The organism is Brucella ciceri (genome assembly GCF_041930145.1).
Taxonomy (GTDB): Bacteria; Pseudomonadota; Alphaproteobacteria; order Rhizobiales; family Rhizobiaceae; genus Brucella; species Brucella intermedia.
Map to the genome: position 1 here is coordinate 344,892 of NZ_JBHEEV010000006.1, position 19,023 is coordinate 363,914.

Genomic DNA, 19,023 nt, shown 5'->3' on the forward strand with positions numbered 1-19,023 from the left:
TCGGGTCAAAGACATGCGATAAAACAAATAGATAGAGCATTTCCAATGATTCAATCAAAAAAGGAAATGCTCTAGTTGTTTAGTCCTCGGTCTTGAGTGGTCGGTTGAGCAGAGCCGTCACGGCTTCGTCAATGGTGATGGTGCCGTCCAGCAGTGCGCCCGTCGCATCGATGATGGGGGCGGAGATGGCGTGTTTGCGGCATAATTCGGCGGCAATCGGCGCGGTGGCCACGCCTTCGGCGAGCGGGCGATTGGTGAGGTCTTCTCCGCGTCCAAATGCCAGTCCGTAGGAATAGTTGCGCGACTGCGACGAGGAACAGGTCAGCATCAGATCGCCAAGGCCGGAAAGGCCCATGATCGTTTCAGGCTTAGCCCCCATGGCCTGTCCGATGCGGCGCAGTTCCGCGAAACCCCGCGTGACGAGTGCGGCCTGCGCGCTTGCGCCAAACCCGCGCCCGACGGCGGCACCGGCGGCAATGGCAAGGACGTTTTTCAATGCGCCGCCGATTTCGACGCCTTTAAGGTCGGTCGTCGAATAGCAACGGAAAGCCGGGCCGGATAGAAGCGCTGCGAGCTGATCGGCGGTTGCCGCATCCTCGCAGGCAACCGTCACGGCAGTCGGCAGGCCTCGAGCAACATCCGTCGCAAAGCTTGGACCGGAGAGTGCGGCAATCCGGTGGTTCGGCAGAACCTCGGCCACCACTTCCGACATCAGCCGCCCGGTGGCGCGTTCTATCCCCTTGGCGCAAAGCACGACGGGCGCTGTTTGCGGAATGAGGCTGCTCAATTGCGAAAGCCCGGTACGCATGGCCTGGGCAGGAATGACCGCCAGAACGGCATCCGCACCATCTACGACCGCGGCAACATCCGTGCTTGCTTGAATAGCGACGGGAAGCGCGATTTCGCCCAGATAGCGCGGATTGCGCTGTGTCCGGTTGATGGCCTCGACCGTCTCGTCGTCGCGGGCATAAAGCCATGTGTCGTGGCCGCTGCTGCTTGCCATGGCCGCAAGGGCCGTGCCCCAGGCGCCGCCGCCCAGAATGGCAATCTTGCTGGTTTTTCCGCTCATGCCCCGACCGCTCATGCCTTAGCTCCGCGTCGTCCGGTGCCGATCAGCGGAGCTGATTTCTCATCAAGCGGCCAGCGTGAGCGCGGCGCGAGATCAAGCCTATCAGGCGCTCCGGTTGTTGCCCGCTCGGCACCAGCCCAGGCGATCATCGCGGCATTGTCCGTGCACAGATCGAGCGGCGGAGCGATGAAGCTGAAACCATGCCGGGCACAAAGACTTTCCAGCGCGGCTCGCAACGTCTTGTTGGCTGCAACCCCGCCAGCGACGACGAGCGCCGGTGTTTCACAATCGGGAAATTCATTTCTGAAACGTTCCAGCGATCGGCCCACCCGATCGGACAGCGTGTCGGCAACTGCAGCCTGAAAAGAGGCGCAAATATCGGCCACGTCCTGATCCGACAACGGCACCAGCTCGGTCGCCGTCTGACGCACGGCAGTCTTGAGGCCCGAAAAGGAAAAATCGAGCCGTGCTTCGCCTTTCAACGGTCGTGGCAGGGCGAATCGCTTCGGATCGCCCTGAAGCGCCATGCGTTCAACTGCCGGGCCGCCGGGATAGGGTAGGCCCAGAAGTTTGGCTGTCTTGTCGAAGGCTTCGCCTAGTGCGTCATCAATCGTGGTGCCAAGGCGTTCGTAATCGCCAATGCCGCGTACCAGAACCATCTGCGTATGACCGCCGGAGACGAGCAGCAGCAGATAGGGAAAAGCCAGACCATCGGTGAGACGCGCCGTCAGGGCGTGACCTTCCAGATGGTTGACGGCATAAAACGGCTTCTGCGCAGCCATGGCCAGCGCCTTGGCGGTCATCAGTCCGACGATCAGTCCCCCGATCAGTCCCGGTCCTGCCGTGGCTGCCACTGCATCGACATCGGTAAGCTTCATGCCAGCATCGTCCAGCGCCCGTTCCACCAGCCTGTCCAGCGCTTCCACGTGAGCGCGGGCGGCAATCTCCGGCACCACGCCGCCATAGGGCTCGTGCTCGGCGATCTGGCTCAAAACCACGTTGGACAGAATCCGTCCTTCGCCCCGATCGCCGCGTTCGACGATTGCGGCGGCTGTTTCGTCGCAACTTGTTTCTATTCCAAGAATGCGCATTTGCGGTTAGACCCTGCCTGTCTCATAATTCATTGAAAAATCCGGTACCATGGACGACGCAATATGCAAACAGCATCCTTGAAGAATGGCACGTTGAAGATAGGCACGCGGGGCAGCAAGCTTGCTCTCGCCCAGGCTTACGAGACGCGTCGCCGCCTGATGGAGGCACATGGTCTTCCGGAAGAAGCCATAGAAATCGTTCCCATGTCGACGGCGGGCGACCGCATTCAGGATCGCGCGCTTTCCGAAATCGGCGGCAAGGGGCTTTTCACCGAAGAAATCGAGCAGGCGCTGACGGACGGGCGAATCGATCTCGCCGTCCATTCGACCAAGGATATGCCGACGGTCCTGCCGGACGGTCTTCATCTTTCCGTTTTCCTTGAGCGCGAAGATCCGCGCGATGCTTTTATCGGCCGCACGGCCTCTCGGCTTCTCGACCTGCCGCAAGGAGCGACGGTCGGATCGTCATCATTGCGTCGTCAGGCCCTGATCCGTCGCCTTCGACCCGACATACAAGTGGTGATCTTTCGCGGCAATGTCGATACCCGTCTGCGCAAGCTGGAAGCTGGCGAAGTCGACGGGACATTTCTCGCCTGCGCGGGGTTGCGGCGTCTGGGCCTTGGTGATGTCATTACCGAGTTGGTCGATCCGGAAAGCTTTCCGCCCGCACCGGGACAGGGCGCCATCGGGATCGAGACTCGTATCGGGGATACACGCATCGATGCGCTGCTGGCGCCTCTCGCACATCGCGAAACAGGTATAGCCCTTGCCTGTGAACGGGCGTTTCTGGCTGCCCTTGACGGTTCCTGCCGCACGCCAATAGCGGGTCTCGCAACCGTGGACGGCGATAGGGTTTCATTCCACGGCATGATCCTGAAGCCGGACGGGTCTGAGGCGCATGAAATAAGGGCTGAGGGTCCGGTATCGAATGCCGCCGCACTGGGTAGGGAAGCAGCAGAGCGGATACGCGCCAAGGCGGGTCCGCAATTCTTTGAAGGCTGGGAGTAGACTTGACGGGGCGGGCGCACGCCATTTCGCTCGGCCGTGTTCTGGTGACGCGGCCACAGCCAGCTGGCTCTGAGACCGCCGCAAGACTGGTGTCTGGGGGCTATGAACCGGTTCTGCTTCCGCTGAGCCGGACCATTGCGCTTTCCTTCGCTTTCCCCGAAGGCTCATTTGCGGCTTTGACAGTGACGAGCGCCAATGCCTTTCGCCATCTGGATATGGAACGGCTGAAGCCGTTTCTTGGCTTGCCGCTCTTTGCCGTGGGGCAGGGAACGGCACAGGCCGCACGGAAGGCCGGTTTCGGCCACGTTATCGACGGCGGCGGCGATGCGGTTCGGCTTGCGGCGACCATGCAGCGCGAACTTCCCGAACAGGCCCGTATCCTTTATCTCGCCGGAAGGGTGCGCCAGCCGGTTTTTGAAGACGAAATGAAGGCTGCGAAACTTGATATGCATGCCGTCGATGTCTACGACACCGAGGCGATCGCTTATACGAGCGTGGCACTTCGAAATGCGCTGGGCGACACGCCTTTTGCCGCAGTCATGCTCTATTCCGGTGTTGCAGCGACGAGCCTCGTGGCTGCGATGCGCGAAATCGAACCGCCTTTTGACGAGAAAACACGATTCCTGTGCATTTCGGCCCGTGTAGCTGGCCGATTGCCGCCGGTCTGGCGGGCAAATGCGCTTGTTGCGGACCATCCCGATGAAGAAGGACTTTTCCGGCTGTTTGCCAAACTTTGACTCATTTTGGCGCAACCTTCCTTCATCTGGCGATTTTATCTGCTAGAGTTTGAGTCAACCAATCGGCACTTTCGAGAGGATCCATGGCGAAACCCGGCACTCCGCGACATTCCAAATCGGCCCGTAATCCCGTGACGATCAATCTCGATCCCTCGGATGTGAAGCGGGTTGACGAACCAGCGAAGGCAACGCCAGACGCGGAGCCGGTGGGAAATTTTTCAAAATCCGAGAGCCCGAAGCCGGAAGCTGCAAAGCCCGTCCCACCCAAGGCGGAATCGTCAACCGCCGAAAAGACCGTGAAGACGGAAAAGCCTGAAAGTGTGGCATATGCGAAACCGCCCTTTACGTCAGGTGTGAAACCAGAAATCCCGCAGCCTGCACAAAAGAACGGCGCGGGGGCGTCGCATCTCCTTGCCGGTATTGCGGGCGGCGTGATCGGGCTTGGCGGTCTGCTGGCCCTGCAATGGGGCAATGTTATCCCGTCTCCGGGGGCGAAAGTGACGGCGGAACAGCTGGCGCATATGGAACAGCAGATCGCCGATCTGCGGAGCAATCCGGCACCGGCGCCACTCGACGATGCAAGCCGCGCGCAGCTTGCAGCTCTGGAAAAGAACGTGCAGGCAGCCGAAATCAAGGCGGAGGCAGTTGCAGGTTCCTTTGCCGATCTCCAGCAGCAAATGGCGGCATTGCCGAAGGAAACTGGCCAGCAGGCCGCAGCCGATACGTCTGCTCTGACAGAGCGACTCGACGCGCTGCAAACCAAGCTTTCAGCCGCGCAAAACAGGGCCGATGAGGCGACAGCCGGAGTTACGGGAAATACCGGCACGATTTCATCGCTCGAATCGAAACTGACCTCCTTGCAGGAAAAGGTCACTCAGGCTTCCCGGCAGCCGGATGCGACGGTGCTGATAGCAGCCAACGCGTTGAAAATGGCGATCGATCGCGGCGGTTCGTTCAAGGCGGAACTCGACACTTATGCGTCGATTGCACCGGATGAAGCCTCCATCGAACAGTTGCGCGCCCACGCCGACAAGGGCGTCCCGACTGTTGCAGACCTGAATGCGTGGTTCGGTGCCGTCGCAAACCGGATTGTTGCAACAGAGAACAAGCTGCCTCCAGACGCCGGGATTTGGGACCAGCTTGTCGCCAGCGCCAGAGGATTGGTCAGCGTGCGCCCTGTTGCTGGCAATGTCAGCGGCACCGGCGTCGGCCCGATCACCGCCCGTATGGAAGCTGCCCTTCAGGCTGGCGATCTGGAGCGCGCGCTCACCGAGTGGGAACAGTTGCCTGCCGATGCCAAGGTGACTTCGCAGGAATTTGCCGATCAGATGCGGGCGCGGCGTGATGCCGATGCGCTTGTGCAGCGACTTGTTGCCGACAGCTTGAAACCCAAGGCGTCCGCAGATGAAACCGGCGGGGCTCCGGCCTCTTCCGGCCAATAGGAGACGAGCCGATGCTGCGGGTCCTGTTCTATCTCGTCATCGTTGCTGCCCTTGGCTTCGGCTTTGCCTGGCTTGCGGACCGTCCGGGCGAACTCGATGTCACTTTCGCGGGCAACCACTACAATGTGCCGCTGATTACCGCCGTTGCGGGGATCGTTGCCATCGTCGCGGCAATCCTCATCCTGTGGTGGCTGGTCAAGAGCATCATACAGTCCCCTTACACGCTGCGCCGTCATTTTCGTGCACGCAAGCGAGACCGGGGCTATCAATCGCTTTCCACCGGACTGATCGCAGCCGGTGCAGGCGATGCCGAAGCCGCGCGCCGCATGACGAAGCAGGCAGGCCAGTTGTTGAGTTCCGATCAGGAGCCGCTGATAAAGCTTCTGGAAGCACAGACGGCCATGCTCGAAGGGCGCACGGAAGATGCCCGCAAGGGTTTCGAGGCGATGGTGGACGATCCCGAGACCCGGCTGCTCGGCTTGCGTGGACTTTATATCGAAGCCCAGCGCGTGGGCGCTCGCGATGCCGCCCGCCATTATGCCGCCGAAGCCGCCGCCCAGGCCCCGCAACTCGAATGGGCTTCGTCGGCCGTGATAGGCCAGCTTTGTGCCGAGGGCGACTGGGATGCCGCACTGAAGCTTGTCGATGCACGCAAGCAGGCGCTCAGCCACGGCAAGGACGTGGTGAAGAAAGAGCGCGCCGCGCTTTTGACAGCCAAGGCAATGGCGGTCGTCGATGTCGATCATGCGCAGGCGCGGACGCTTGCGCTGGAGGCGAACAAGCTCGCACCCGATCTGGTTCCCGCCGCCGTGGTTGCTGCGCGTGCGCTATTTTCCGATGGTGATATCCGGAAAGGTTCAAAAATTCTGGAAGCGGCCTGGAAACGCTTTCCGCATCCTGACATTGCCTCAACCTATGTCTATGCCCGATCCGGTGATACGGCACAGGATCGCCTGAAGCGTGCCAAGCATCTCGTATCGTTGCGCTCCAACAATGCCGAGGGCAGTCTCGCCCTGGCGCGTGCGGCTTACGAGGCTGGCGATTATCGGTCTGCCCGCGACAATGCCGAGCAGGTTCTGCGTGCGTCGCCGCGCGAAAGCGCCTATCTGCTGCTTGCTGACATCGAAGAAGCTGAAACCGGCGATCAGGGCAAGGTTCGTGAATGGCTGGCGCGCGCCGTCAAGGCACCGCGCGATCCTGCCTGGACCGCCGATGGCTATGTTTCCGAACAATGGTCGCCGGTATCGCCTGTTAGCGGACGGCTGAACAGTTTCGAGTGGAAGGTTCCTGTGGTGGAACTGGCCCCGGTTATCGAGGCGGAGAAACCCGAAATCAAGGGACCGGTGGAAAACAAACCGGTCAATCAGATCGTTCTGGCAGAGCCGGGGGAAAAAGCCGGGGTCACGGCAGCTGCAGTGCGTGCCGAAAACAAGCCGATCGTTCGCGATGTTGAGGAGGCTGTGGTCATCGTGCCAGCAGCCGAGCCAGTCAAGGGGCCCTCCGTGCCTCCGGTGCCCAAGCTCGACGAGATGAAGCCGCCTGTGCCTGTTGATGTTACCGGCGCAAGTGATTCAGAGGATGGGCAGCATCACGCGCATATCGTGGTGGATGATCCGGGCGTCGATGAAGGCCAAACTGCTCAAAAGGCGCAGAGCGGATTGCGGCTATTCTGATTCTGCCCCGCTGATCGTTGCCGAAAAACAACGCAGCGCAACTCTTGGACGCTAAACGGTTGTATAGGCCGCTTAGCGCCTTGCGCGGCGTATCCAGCCCGTTACCTTCAATCTTGCTGATGAAATATGCCAACGCCGCCGATACGGTCGGCAAACTCTGAATGTGGCAGCGAGGTTGAATGTTCGATCGTCTTCTGGATTTTCTAAAAGAACTTCCGGCCAGCGGTTTTCGTGACCGGAATGAAAAATTTTCCAATGACGACCCGCGACTGGCTGCCGCTGCCCTGCTTTATCACATCATGGATGCTGACGGTGAAACGCGTGAAAGCGAGCGCAAGAAGCTCTCTTCAATGTTGTCGCTGAAATATGGTCTGAAGGGCGACAGTCTGAAGCGGCTGATCCGTGCAGCCGAAAAAGCCGATCAGGAAGCAATCGATCTGTCGGATTTCACGTCTGTCCTCAAGCGGCAGCTCGACTATCAGGCTCGCCTCGACCTGATCGGCCTGATGTGGGAAATGGTTTATGCCGACGGCAAGGTGAGCGAAGTCGAGGCAGACGTGATGTGGCGGGTGGCCGAACTGGTCGGCATCCGGCAAGATGACCGGAATGCCATAGAGGATCGCATGGACAAGGCGAACCGGAGCACCTCCGCCTCCTAACTCCCGGCATTTCAAATGATCAGGTCCGGCCTTGCAGGTGCCGGGCCTTACGCAGTTGCGGGAACATCGCAGCCCAGGCGATGGCAACGGCGATCGATCCCAGTCCGCCGATGACAACGGCGGGAACGGCGCCGATGGCCGCAGCCATCAGACCAGCGCGGAATTCACCCAGTTCGTTCGATGCGCCTACGAAGACCATATTGACCGCATTGACGCGGCCGCGCACGTGATCGGGCGTCCACAACTGCATCAGCGTTTCCCGGATATAGACGCTGATCATGTCAGCGGCGCCCGCAAGCGCAAGGGCAACGACCGACAGCCATGTCAGTGTAGAAACGCCGAAAATAATATTGAAGAAGCCGAAGAGGCCGACAAAGACGAACATCACGCGGCCAGCATGATCGCGGATCGGGTGTCCGGCCAGCCAGATGGCGGTCAGAACAGCGCCAATGCCGGGAGCGGAGCGCAGCAATCCAAGCCCCCACGGCCCGAGATCGAGGATATCGCGCGCATAAATCGGCAGCAGTGCCACTGTCCCGCCGAGAAGAACGGCGAAGAGATCAAGGGAAATCGCGCCGAGGACAATCTTTTCCTTCCAGATGTAGCGGAACCCGGCCAGCATGCTCGTCAGCGACCGTTGTTCGGCGAGCGTGTGCTGCTTTGGCTTGGGGATGGAGAAGATCAGGACCGAACCGATGAGCAGAAAGACAGTTGCGACGGAGTAGGCCGCCACCGGCGAAATGCCGTAAAGCAGGCCGCCTGCGACCGGACCGACAATGGTAGCCACCTGCCATGCGGAGGAGTTCCATGAAACGGCGTTGGCGAAATCCTCCGTCGGCACGAGGTTGACCACGAGCGAAGCTGAGGATGGTCCGAGAAACGCACGCGCCACGCCAAAAAGTGTCAGTGCCGCAAAGACGGTAAGGGGCTCAAACAGACCTGCGAGCGTCAGACCGAGCAGCAATGCCGTCACGATGCTTTCCAGGATGAGCGAAAGACCCATGATGAAGCGTCTGCCGAAACGGTCGGCGGCGGCGCCGGTCACCAGAACGAGCAGCAGCGACGGCAGAAACTGCACCAGCCCGACCATGCCCAGATTGAAGGCGTCGCGGGTCAGATCATAGATCTGCCAACCCACAGACACACTTACGATCTGGACCGCAAAAGCGCTCAGGAAACGGGCGCCCCAATATTTTTTGAAGGCAGAATGCCGGAACGCTGCGTAACGATCAGCAGAAGAAGCGTCGGTTGTGGGGGACATTGCTCATAACATCTGAAGCATTTCCAGCAAAAGTGCGAAGCGATCTTGTGTTGGACAATGCGGGACAACAAGAAGATAGACGTTACTTACAGCATCCTTCCCATGATCGGAACCACTTTTGTGAACTATTTTGTAAGGCAGGAACTGGAAAATTGCGGTGCGGCCTGAAAGCAGAAAAGGCCGGTTTGAACCGGCCTTTCCTTGTTGTTGAGGGTTGTCGTTTCGGATCAATCCTTGCCGAGCAGGCCCTTCCAGATGATCGCGCCAATGGCAGCGCCGATGAGCGGTGCAACCCAGAACAGCCAAAGCTGACCGAGTGCTGCCGTTTCGGCAAACAGAGCCACACCCGTCGAACGAGCCGGGTTGACGGATGTATTGGTGACTGGGATCGAAATCAGGTGAATCAGGGTCAAGCCCAGGCCGATGGCAATCGGAGCAAAGCCAGCCGGTGCCAGCGACGAAGTGGAACCCAGAATGATGATGAGGAAGAAGGCAGTCAGAACGATTTCGATAAGCAGTGCTGCCATCATGCTGTAGCCGCCGGGCGAAAGCTCGGCATAACCGTTCGAAGCAAATCCTCCGGCGGTGAAACCGTCCTTGCCGGAAGCGATCAGGAAGAGTACGGCCGCAGCCGCGATGGCGCCCAGAACCTGCGCAACCCAGTAAGGGATAAGGTCTTTGGCCGGGAGACGGCCCGCCACCATGAGTCCCAACGAGACGGCGGGATTGAAATGGCCGCCGGAAATGCCGCCAACGGCATAGGCCATGGTAAGCACCGTCAGACCGAAGGCGAAGGCTACGCCGAGAAAGCCAATGCCCAGTTCAGGAAAGGCCGCAGCGAGGACTGCGCTGCCGCAGCCTCCGAAAACGAGCCAGAATGTGCCGAAAAATTCAGCCGATAATTTGTTCAGCATGGAAATCCCCAGGGTTGGTGTAGTGAAACTGCTGCATGCGAATCATTTAGCAAGAAGCATATAATCCCCTTTTTCTTTCAACAATAATGTTTAACTTGAACTTCGGCGTTTGTTTCCTGTGGATTTGTCCTGTCGTTCCAGTAAACAGGAAGGCTATTCTTCTTATATTCGAATTTGCTTTTATATCTGTTCTAAACCGGGTTTCTGCGGACATTCAACCGCGCTCAGCCGAACTTTTTTAAAGCCGTCAACCCAGTTCAGCTATATTGCGGAACGGTGGCGCGGCACGTTATAAGCATTGAGGTCGAACGGGCGACGCTCTCCAGCGCAGAAGCGATTGGCGGGTGGTTTCGCGGGGCAGATTGGAGTTGTCAGCCTTGAACACTCATCGTGGGACGAAAGCGCAAAGGCTCGTTTCAGGGGCGGCCAAAGTCGTTCCGATCGTTGCGGTCCTGTCCGGCTGCACGGCGACGGCATGGACGGAAAAAGTGAAAATCGACAGTACCCCCATGCCGACTGAATGTGCAGGCTGGCAGAAGATCGATCTCAAACAGCGCACGACATTGGTCCTCCTGCGTGAAGATCCGCGCCTTGTGGTCGAGATCGACTCGCACAATCTCAAGGGCCGCAATCTCGGCTGCTGGCAGTAGCAAACAAGTCAGATCGGGGTTGTATGGGCCGCGCCTGCTAAGCCCGGTCCGCCAGCCGAACGTCGACTTTTTCGATGGTGCCGCGCAGGGCTGGCAGCATCGTCTCGAAGTCGATAGATTCGCCCGGTTTCAGCATCGTTTCTCCCGAAGCCAGACGGCGTTCGCGTTTGCTGCCGTCGCTATAGGTAATCATGACGATCAGCGGGGGAGCAGGGCGTTCTTCCGATGTGGTGTTCTGAATGCGGCCCCCGACGCTGAGAACATCGTGGTTCTCACGCATATTGGTTTTGAGATCGGTCAGCTGAAGTGCCGAAACCAGCGGCAGCATCGATTGTCCGCCGGAAGCGGGCTTGTCGGCAAGCAGCGTATCTCCGCCTGCAATCCAGAAAGCGGTTGTCGCGCAGAGAGCGACGAGAACCCAATATCCGAACCCCGGCCATTCGCTGGCCGGACGGGTTTCCGACAGGAACTGCCGCGAAGCGGGCGGCTTTTGTGCGATGACGGGGAAGGGGAATTTTCGGCGAGGCGAAACCGGGACGATGGTTTCGAATTCGGCATCCTCGACGGGACCGCGACCGGCGGCAAACCACGCCGCGGGATGGCTTTCACGCGAAGGCGTACGCGACGTCTGCGCTGTTGATGGTCGTTTCGCCATCATGACGACATCTTCCTTTGCGTTTTCGCCCCTTCGACCGGTGTCATACACTGGCTCATAATGGTTAATGCTTCATGGCCGATGCAACGGTCACGCATTTTTTAAGGCTCGTTCGGGCTGAATTAACGCAACATTAACCATAGAGGATAAAGGTCGATCCGATATCGATGTCATCCGTGCGTCCTTCAGCGCGCGGACAATTGAAGAGAAACAACCCGGTGATACGTTTCGAGAATGTCGGCCTGCGATATGGAATGGGTCCTGAAATCCTGCGCGATGTCAGTTTCCATATTCCGCCGCGTTCGTTCCAGTTCCTGACCGGCCCTTCCGGGGCGGGAAAAACATCGCTCATGCGCCTTCTCTTCATGGCGCTGAAGCCGACGCGCGGCCTTATCAATATTTTCGGCAAGGATGTTGCGCGGCTCAATCACGCGGAAGTTCCGCTTTTGCGCCGCCGCATCGGTATCGTGTTTCAGGATTTTCGTCTGCTCGACCACATGACGACCTATGAGAATGTGGCGCTTCCGCTGCGCGTGCGCGGGAAGGAAGAGGCGACCTACCGACATGAGGTGGAGGAGCTTCTGCACTGGGTTGGGCTGGGCGATCGCATGAATGTCCTTCCGCCGGTCCTTTCAGGCGGCGAGAAGCAACGCGCCGCAATTGCCCGGGCCCTGATCGACCAGCCGGAACTGCTTCTGGCGGACGAACCGACCGGCAATGTCGATCCGCCGCTTGCAAAGCGTCTCCTGCGCCTTTTTACCGAGCTGAACCGTTCGGGTACCGCTGTCATTATAGCGACCCACGACCTTTCCCTGATGGATCAGGTCGATGCGCGGCGCATGATCCTCGAACATGGGCGGCTCGACATCTATGATTGATGCAAAGAACGCCTTGCAACGCAAGCTGGATGATGTCCGGGTCCGTCTTGAAGACCTCAAGGACATGCTGCTTGTGCGTATCGGCAAGCGCCGGAAGCGGCATGGGCCAAGTCCCATCGTTCCCGATGGCAGCGTTACCGGCACCGCACTTGTCATTGTGATCGCCATCATGACCTTTCTGGCATGTCTGACGATGGGCGGTGTGACGCTCGTTCGCGCTTCGGCTGCAGCCTGGCAGAGCCAGATCGCACGCGAAGCTACGATCCAGATACGGCCTGTCGACGGACAGGACATGGAGAAGGCGCTGACCCAGGCGAGCGAGATCGCACGCGGTTTTGCCGGCGTCAAAGGCACGAGCATTATCGATAAGGATGCGACTGCACGGCTGCTCGAACCATGGCTCGGCAGTGGTCTCAACATCGATGAACTGCCTGTGCCGCGCCTTGTCGTCGTTACCATCGATGAAAATGCACCGCCTGACTTTGAAACCATGCGCGCTGAAATTACGCGCGCCATTCCGGCTGCAACCTTCGACGACCATCGCACCTGGGTCGACAGGCTTGTCTCCATGGCGCATACGACGGTGTTCGTCGGGACCGGTGTTCTCTCGCTCGTGATCGCGGCGACGGTCCTGACCGTGATCTTCGCCACGCGCGGCGCAATGTCGGGCAACGGCCACATTATCGAAGTGCTGCATTTCATCGGTGCGGAATCGAAATTCGTGGCGCGCGAATTTGAATGGCATTTCTTCCGCACCGCCTTGAAGGGTGCGCTGTGCGGCGGTGCGGCCGCGATGCTGGTATTTCTGGTCTTTTCCTGGTGGGCGTCGAGCCATATGGCAACGCCTGAAGGTGATCAGGCGGCTGCCTTGTTCGGCAATTTCGCTATCGGGCGCAGCGGCTATATCGGTGCTGCCGTCATCATCATTCTGGTCAGTTTCCTGACCATGCTGACCAGCCGCCTGACGGTGATCCGCCAGCTTGCAACCATGGACGGTCCGGGAGTGCGCTCCGAATGAAGACCTTTTCCGCCACGGGCGCTTTCAGGACGAGATTTTCATCCGTTTCTCCGACTTCTCGCCGCAATGCTGGCTATGATGGAAGGAGAGATGGTACGCGAATCCCGCAAGCGCTATCGGGCGGGCACCGGTCGAGTGACGATGCAGTGGCACAGAGGCAGACGGCAAACAGGCTCTCTAGAGGCAATGTGGTCTGGCGCCGCCGCCGGAACGACGTTTCCCTCCAATCCTTTGCACTTGCATCCGGTAATTTCCTATGGTCTGTCATGATGCGCATGTTCAGACGTTTTCAGCCGGTTTCCATCGTTCTGTTTGTCATTCTTCTGGCGTTTCTCGTCGGCTTCTTTGCGTTCGGTGAAAAGGTCACCAGCATGCAGCCTCCCGCCATCGATGAGCCTGCCGATGCGATCATCGTCCTGACCGGTGGCCAGTCCAGAATCCAGGCTGCGGTCAATCTTCTGAAAGACAAGCGCGGAAAGCGGCTTCTGATCAGCGGCGTTCATCCATCGACCAACGAAAAGGTGCTGCAGCGCGCGACACATGCCGACCAGAGCCTGTTCGACTGCTGCGTCGATCTCGACCGGTCGGCGCTCAACACCATCGGCAATGCCGCGGAAAGTGAACGCTGGATTCGCACAAACAATTATCGCCGGGTGATCCTGGTCACCAATAATTATCATATTCCGCGCAGCACGCTGGAAATGTCCTATCTCATGAAGGATGTGGAATTCATTCCCTATCCGGTGGTGAACGGGGAACGTCGCGAACACAGCTGGGTTGCCGAAGGCGACACGTTGCGCGTGCTGTTCATCGAATATGTGAAGTATCTGGGCGCCGTAGTGCGTGTGGGTGCAAGCGAGTTGTTTGGAACGCAGCCCCAGCAAAGCGCGACGGCGGCAAACTGATCTCGCCCACGGAATACGATTTCCTGATGGAAATGGCCGATCTTCCTGATATATCGGTGCCGTCACTTTCTGAAGAAAGTCCAGAATTCGCGCGTGATCGTTTGCCGGAACCCGGAAACGAAAATGCTTTAGCCCAGGGTCTCCGCCGACTGATGCTTCTCTACCTGCGCTCAATCCTGTTCAATGCGGCGTTTTATATCTGCACACTTGTTCAGATGATCGTCTATACGCCCTTTTATTTCCTGTTGCCCCGCAAGAAGGCCTGGATCGTGCCGAAGCTGTGGGCACGGGTCAATCTCTGGCTTCAAAAGCATATCGTCGGTACGGACTGTGTCGTCGAGGGATTGGAGAACATTCCCGAAGGCGCCTATATCTGCGCGCCGAAGCATCAATCTGCCTGGGATACTTATGCTTTCCTGCCCTATCTTGACGATCCCGTGCTGATTCTGAAGCGGGAACTGATGCGTATTCCGCTTTTCGGCTGGTATATCGCCAAGATGCAGATGATTCCGGTTGACCGGGGCTCCCGCGTCAAGGCGCTGCACTCCATCACCAAGGGCGCGGAAAAGGCGATTGCGGACGGCCGCCAGATCCTCATTTATCCCGAGGGAACGCGCCGTGCGCCGGGCGCTCCGCCGCAATACAAATACGGCATCGTTCATCTCTATGAGGCGCTCAATATTCCGGTTGTTCCGATTGCGCATAATGCGGGCCTCTACTGGCCACGCCGCAAGTTCCTGCGTTATCCCGGAACCGTTCGGGCCCGTATCCTGCCGCCCATTCCGCCGGGTTTGCCGAAAGAGGAATTCCTCAAGAGGTTGATCGAAACGACGGAAACCGCCTGCGACGAATTTCTGCTCGCCGCCAGCCGCGATCCAAATCCTCCCCCGATGCCGCCGACCGCCGTTCAACGACTGAACGAGCTCGGCGTTTAACCTTCACACCATGTTAACGGCCTGATCACGTTCAATTGCGTTGCGAGAACGACAATTCGCCGCGTTTTCTAGAACTTTCGTTTTTCTTGCGTGCAACCTTGAAACCCGTTATCAGAGCCCGACACGAAAGGACACATCATGAATATTGATGCCATCTCCATCGGCTCCAATCCTCCTGAAGACGTCAACGTCATCATTGAAGTGCCTGTCGGCGGCCAGCCGATCAAGTACGAGATGGACAAGAAGGCCGGCGCCCTCATCGTCGACCGCTTCCTCTACACGCCAATGACCTATCCGGGCAATTACGGCTTCGTGCCGCATACGCTTTCGGAAGATGGCGATCCGATCGACGTTCTCGTCTGCAACACCCGCCCGCTGGTTCCCGGCTGCGTGATCAATGTTCGCCCGATCGGCGTTCTGGTCATGGAAGACAATTCCGGCAAGGATGAGAAGATCATCGCCGTGCCGTCGCCGCACCTGACGCGCCGCTATGAGAAGATCCACGACTATACCGATATGCCGGAGATCACTCTGAAGCAGATCGCGCACTTCTTCGAACACTACAAGGATCTGGAACCCGGCAAGTGGGTGAAGATCGGTGACTGGGGTGACGAAGATTACGCACGCAAGTTCATCGTCGAAGCTATCGAACGCGCCAAGAACAAGTAAGCGCCAGTTTCTCGACCCGTCTAAGCAAAAGCGCCCGGCAATGTCCGGGCGCTTTTGTATATGTACTGATCGTTCGTTCGTACCAGCTTCCGACCCCCACTTTTGGAGAGGCCTTTTTAAAGGAAAAGCGGCAGCAGCGTCGTCCACATGAACTGGCGGATGAAGAAGATGATCAGCAGCAGGATGATCGGTGAAATATCGATGCCGCCCAGATTGGGCAGAAGATTGCGGATCGGCCGCAAGACGGGTTCCGTTACCTTATAGAGAAACTCCCCGATCGACGCCACGAACCGGTTGCCGGAGTTGACGACATTGAACGCATAGAGCCATGAGAAAATGGCGCTCGCAATAATGATATAGGTATAGATATCAAGCGCCAGATCAATGGTGCGGAACAATGCGATCATGGGGGCCTCCTTGGCAATTGGCGGAGATGTAGCGGTTGCGTCGGTCAAGAACAAGGGCTGAGAACCTGAGCGCCGGAATTTTTGAGGAGCGTTGTGCCTGCTCGCAACTGCTTAAATCGTCGAATTCTGGTCGATATTGCGGTGGATTAGATCGTTGACGTGTTCCAGCCAGTGGTCGCGCACGCGCATATTGCGCAGATGCTTGAGCGTATTGGCGACATAATCCACATTGGCACCTGAATCGCCCCGGGCGGACGCGACGATTGCCGCCGCGTTCTCGGCTGAAAGAGAACCGGCATATTGGACGTGATGGCGGTCCGCTACATAGGTGACCGCATCGACACTGCGACCGTCGGCGAGACGCAGACGGAGATGCTTCTCGTGATAAACGTGGTTCGACATTTCACGTTCGCGCAGATAGGTCATCACTTCGCCGGTCATGTCGCCGGGCACGCGAAAGGCGATACCGAGGCACGAGCCGCCGGCATCCAATCCCAGCACCAGGCCGGGATGGTCCGGTGTTCCGCGGTGGACATGCGAATAGATGCAAAGGCTGCGCCTGTAGCCATAAAGACGTGCGCGGACCGTTTCCACATGCGCAAAGCCGGGTCGCCACATCAGCGATCCATAGCCGAAAACCCAGAAATCGTTCATTTGCCTGTCATCGAGAGCCGTGGCCATTGGGGGTGCCTATGAGAGCTTGTTCCAAAAGGCGCCAGGCCGGTCTGCAAATCGCCTGCCGCTTTTGATTCAAGCTCTAATGATTAGAGCGCATCCCGAAAAGTGTGAAATGATTTTCGGAAAAGATGCGCGTCAAAACAGATAGGAAGAGCGCCACCCTCATTCAATCAGATTGAAACGCACTCTGACGCGTGTCGATTTCCACCAGTAATCATCGGATATCCCTCGATTTTTCTTCCTCTTCCCTTCACAAGGCACAATCCTGCCATAATATGGCCACCAGTCGAGAGGAGCACAATGTTGACGAGATTTCGGATCTGGTCCGAATCCGGCGCGGGCTCCTCGAACAACTGACTGATAAATAAGGCTTTTGAAATGGCGCATACTGGAATGAACGCACCGAAAGCCAGAAAGCGTCCTATAACGCTCCTCGTCATTCTTGTTGTCCTGGTTGCTGGCTATACGGCGGGCTGGTTCTATATCGCAAACAAGCTTGAAGCACGAGCCAAGGCTGACATGGCCAGGCTTGCCGCTCAGGGTGTCGGCGTGAAATGCGAAGACCTGCGCATGGGCGGCTATCCGCTGCGCGTCAATGTCATCTGCGACAGTATTTCATGGCAGCGCCCCTCCGAAGGCATGTCGTTCCGCGCCGGGCGGTTTACTTCCGGCTCTCCTGTCTATGCACCGCGTTCCCTGTCGAATGACCTGACGGGCCCCGCCTTCATCGAATTTCCGGGGCTGGCGCCGCTGGAAGTGAACTGGAGCAAATTCAACTCCAACACCCGGCTGGCGCGTCCTTTCCCGACCGAAATCGAACTGGCCGCGCGCGAAGTCGCGGTTGGTCTGCGCACGGAAACCACGACGACAGAACCGCTCAGCACGCTCGAGCAGATGGATTTCCGCATGAGCGAAGCGGATGGCGCCCTGAAGCTCAATGGCCGCTTTGCCGGATTGAAGCTCGCCAAGGCGGCCATAGGCAATGCCACCAGCCCTGAAGTCGACGGCGTGGCAGATATTGATGTGTCCGATGCCGCAACCCTGCTGGCGAGGAGCGACGCACCGTTTCATCAACGGCTGCGCGGGCATTCCGGCACTGTCAATCAGGCTTTCCTGTCCATGCCCAATGGAGCCATGGTTTCCGTTGCGGGACCGTTTTCCATCGATGCGGACGGGCTGATCAATGCGGATGTGAAGCTGACGCTGGTCAACCCGCAATCGCTGGCACAGGCGGGGCAGACGGTGTTTCCCGAGCAGGGGGGCAATATAGCCACTGTGCTGTTTGCTCTCTCGGCCATGCCGAAAGACGAAAACGGCAATCCCGTGATGGAAATTGCCGTTCGCAAGGGCAAGGTCAGCGCCGGCTTCATTCCACTTGGGCGGTTGCCCGCTCTTTAGGGGAGCAGGGGAATAAGGCAGTAAGGGAGTAGGGCAGTTGTGCTGCCCTATGCGCGCGTCGCAGCCTGACGGCCAAAGTCCGGCGCATCAACTTCCTGTCCGGCATCAATGATGCCGCGACGCACGGCGCGTGTGCGTGTGAAAAGATCGAACAGTGCTTCACCGTCGCCCCAGCGGATCGAACGTTGCAGCGAGGCAAGGTCTTCCGAAAAACGCCCGAGCATTTCGAGGATCGCGTCCTTGTTATGCAGGCACACGTCGCGCCACATTGTCGGGTCGGAGGCGGCCAGACGCGTGAAATCGCGGAAACCGGAAGCGGAATATTTGATGACTTCCGATTTCGTCACCTGTTCCAGATCGCTGGCTGTGCCGACGATATTGTAAGCAATGATATGCGGCAGATGCGAGACGATGGCCAGCACCAGATCGTGGTGCTGCGGGTCCATGCGATCAAGGCGCGAGCCGCACGCGCTCCAGAAATCGCTCAGCTTTTCCAGCGCCGCTTCATCCGTATCGGGCAGGGGCGTCAGAATGCACCAGCGATTGGTGAAGAGTTCTGCAAAGCCCGCGTCCGGCCCGGAATATTCGGTTCCCGCCAGCGGGTGGCCGGGAATGAAGTGCACGGTGTCGGGCAATTCCGGCTGCATCTGGGCAATTACGGACGCCTTGGTGGAGCCAACGTCGGTCACGATGGCACCGGGTTTGAGATTTGCAGCGATCTGGCGCGCGACGGTGCCTGACGAGCCGACCGGCACAGACACGATGACGAGATCGGCATCCTTGACGGCCTCAGCGCTATCCGTGGCGTAGCTGTCGCCGAGCCCCAGTTCCTCGGCGCGCTTCAGCGTTTCGCTGCTGCGCGTGGCGATGGCGATGTGATCGGCAAGCTTCTCGCGTCGAATGACGCGCGCGAGCGATGAACCGATAAGGCCGATGCCGACCAGGGCGATCTTGTTGAAATGGACCGTGGACATTG

20 protein-coding genes are annotated in these 19,023 nt (G+C 58.6%); 12 read left to right on the top strand and 8 right to left on the bottom strand.

Annotated features, from left to right (window positions below; genetic code table 11):
- Positions 1-79 precede the first annotated feature (79 nt).
- Together JNC63_RS14675 and tsaD are read right to left on the bottom strand one after the other, a co-directional pair.
- Entirely contained in the window at positions 80-1,069 is a 990-nt protein-coding gene (locus JNC63_RS14675) for an NAD(P)H-dependent glycerol-3-phosphate dehydrogenase (protein ID WP_063620049.1), read from the bottom strand.
- Positions 1,070-1,080: 11 nt separating this feature from the next.
- A complete protein-coding gene (gene tsaD / locus JNC63_RS14680; protein ID WP_063619750.1) occupies positions 1,081-2,160 on the bottom strand; it encodes a tRNA (adenosine(37)-N6)-threonylcarbamoyltransferase complex transferase subunit TsaD in 1,080 nt (359 codons plus the stop codon).
- A 63-nt stretch (positions 2,161-2,223) separates the two neighbouring features.
- Between tsaD and hemC the strand changes: the two genes are divergently transcribed.
- From hemC to JNC63_RS14705, 5 genes are all read left to right on the top strand, one after another.
- A complete protein-coding gene (hemC, locus tag JNC63_RS14685; protein WP_063619749.1) occupies positions 2,224-3,168 on the top strand; it encodes a hydroxymethylbilane synthase in 945 nt (314 codons plus the stop codon).
- Between the two features lie 2 nt (positions 3,169-3,170).
- Positions 3,171-3,905, top strand: a complete 735-nt coding sequence (locus JNC63_RS14690; protein WP_063619748.1) for a uroporphyrinogen-III synthase — start codon at positions 3,171-3,173, stop codon at positions 3,903-3,905.
- Positions 3,906-3,988: 83 nt separating this feature from the next.
- Positions 3,989-5,347, top strand: a complete 1,359-nt coding sequence (locus tag JNC63_RS14695) for a COG4223 family protein (protein WP_063619747.1) — start codon at positions 3,989-3,991, stop codon at positions 5,345-5,347.
- 11 nt (positions 5,348-5,358) lie between these two features.
- Positions 5,359-7,020, top strand: coding sequence for a heme biosynthesis protein HemY (locus JNC63_RS14700; protein WP_063619746.1), 1,662 nt, complete (start codon positions 5,359-5,361; stop codon positions 7,018-7,020).
- Positions 7,021-7,199: 179 nt separating this feature from the next.
- The gene (locus JNC63_RS14705; protein ID WP_063619745.1) at positions 7,200-7,679 is read left to right on the top strand and encodes a tellurite resistance TerB family protein; all 480 of its coding nucleotides are present in this window, start codon (positions 7,200-7,202) and stop codon (positions 7,677-7,679) included.
- A gap of 19 nt (positions 7,680-7,698) precedes the next feature.
- On the opposite strand, the gene JNC63_RS14710 is transcribed toward JNC63_RS14705, so the two are convergent.
- Both JNC63_RS14710 and aqpZ read right to left on the bottom strand, forming a co-directional pair.
- The gene (locus JNC63_RS14710) at positions 7,699-8,940 is read right to left on the bottom strand and encodes an MFS transporter (RefSeq protein ID WP_006467944.1); all 1,242 of its coding nucleotides are present in this window, start codon (positions 8,938-8,940) and stop codon (positions 7,699-7,701) included.
- A 227-nt stretch (positions 8,941-9,167) separates the two neighbouring features.
- Entirely contained in the window at positions 9,168-9,854 is a 687-nt protein-coding gene (gene aqpZ, locus JNC63_RS14715; RefSeq protein WP_021587451.1) for an aquaporin Z, read from the bottom strand.
- A gap of 377 nt (positions 9,855-10,231) precedes the next feature.
- Between aqpZ and JNC63_RS14720 the strand changes: the two genes are divergently transcribed.
- Positions 10,232-10,504 (top strand): hypothetical protein, encoded by a 273-nt coding sequence (locus JNC63_RS14720; protein ID WP_021587450.1) that lies wholly within the window; start codon positions 10,232-10,234, stop codon positions 10,502-10,504.
- 37 nt (positions 10,505-10,541) lie between these two features.
- On the opposite strand, the gene JNC63_RS14725 is transcribed toward JNC63_RS14720, so the two are convergent.
- A complete protein-coding gene (locus JNC63_RS14725) occupies positions 10,542-11,162 on the bottom strand; it encodes a hypothetical protein (RefSeq protein ID WP_210272946.1) in 621 nt (206 codons plus the stop codon).
- Between the two features lie 251 nt (positions 11,163-11,413).
- On the opposite strand from JNC63_RS14725, the gene ftsE reads away from it, so the two are divergent.
- The 5 genes from ftsE to ppa all read left to right on the top strand — a co-directional run bounded on the left by ftsE (position 11,414) and on the right by ppa (position 15,564).
- Entirely contained in the window at positions 11,414-12,037 is a 624-nt protein-coding gene (ftsE, locus tag JNC63_RS14730) for a cell division ATP-binding protein FtsE (RefSeq protein WP_025092146.1), read from the top strand.
- Positions 12,030-13,055: a cell division protein FtsX gene (locus JNC63_RS14735; protein WP_063619741.1), complete on the top strand. Its 1,026-nt coding sequence runs from the start codon at positions 12,030-12,032 to the stop codon at positions 13,053-13,055. The genes ftsE and JNC63_RS14735 overlap by 8 nt, the downstream gene beginning before the upstream one ends.
- On the top strand, positions 13,052-13,960 hold the full coding sequence (locus tag JNC63_RS14740) for a YdcF family protein (protein ID WP_063619739.1): 909 nt from the start codon (positions 13,052-13,054) through the stop codon (positions 13,958-13,960). The genes JNC63_RS14735 and JNC63_RS14740 overlap by 4 nt, the downstream gene beginning before the upstream one ends.
- A 152-nt stretch (positions 13,961-14,112) precedes the next feature.
- Entirely contained in the window at positions 14,113-14,895 is a 783-nt protein-coding gene (locus JNC63_RS14745; RefSeq protein WP_021587444.1) for a lysophospholipid acyltransferase family protein, read from the top strand.
- Positions 14,896-15,033: 138 nt separating this feature from the next.
- Positions 15,034-15,564: an inorganic diphosphatase gene (gene ppa, locus JNC63_RS14750; protein WP_006467934.1), complete on the top strand. Its 531-nt coding sequence runs from the start codon at positions 15,034-15,036 to the stop codon at positions 15,562-15,564.
- A gap of 116 nt (positions 15,565-15,680) precedes the next feature.
- Here ppa and JNC63_RS14755 read toward each other — a convergent pair whose 3' ends face one another.
- Both JNC63_RS14755 and JNC63_RS14760 read right to left on the bottom strand, forming a co-directional pair.
- The gene (locus JNC63_RS14755; protein ID WP_006467933.1) at positions 15,681-15,971 is read right to left on the bottom strand and encodes a YggT family protein; all 291 of its coding nucleotides are present in this window, start codon (positions 15,969-15,971) and stop codon (positions 15,681-15,683) included.
- A gap of 111 nt (positions 15,972-16,082) precedes the next feature.
- On the bottom strand, positions 16,083-16,652 hold the full coding sequence (locus JNC63_RS14760; protein WP_063619737.1) for a gamma-glutamylcyclotransferase: 570 nt from the start codon (positions 16,650-16,652) through the stop codon (positions 16,083-16,085).
- A 375-nt stretch (positions 16,653-17,027) separates the two neighbouring features.
- On the opposite strand from JNC63_RS14760, the gene JNC63_RS14765 reads away from it, so the two are divergent.
- Positions 17,028-18,047 (top strand): DUF2125 domain-containing protein, encoded by a 1,020-nt coding sequence (locus JNC63_RS14765; protein ID WP_063619735.1) that lies wholly within the window; start codon positions 17,028-17,030, stop codon positions 18,045-18,047.
- Between the two features lie 47 nt (positions 18,048-18,094).
- On the opposite strand, the gene JNC63_RS14770 is transcribed toward JNC63_RS14765, so the two are convergent.
- Positions 18,095-19,021 carry a prephenate/arogenate dehydrogenase family protein gene (locus JNC63_RS14770; RefSeq protein ID WP_006467928.1) on the bottom strand — a complete coding sequence of 309 codons (927 nt, stop codon included), beginning with the start codon at positions 19,019-19,021 and terminating at the stop codon, positions 18,095-18,097.
- Between the last annotated feature and the right edge of the window lie 2 nt (positions 19,022-19,023).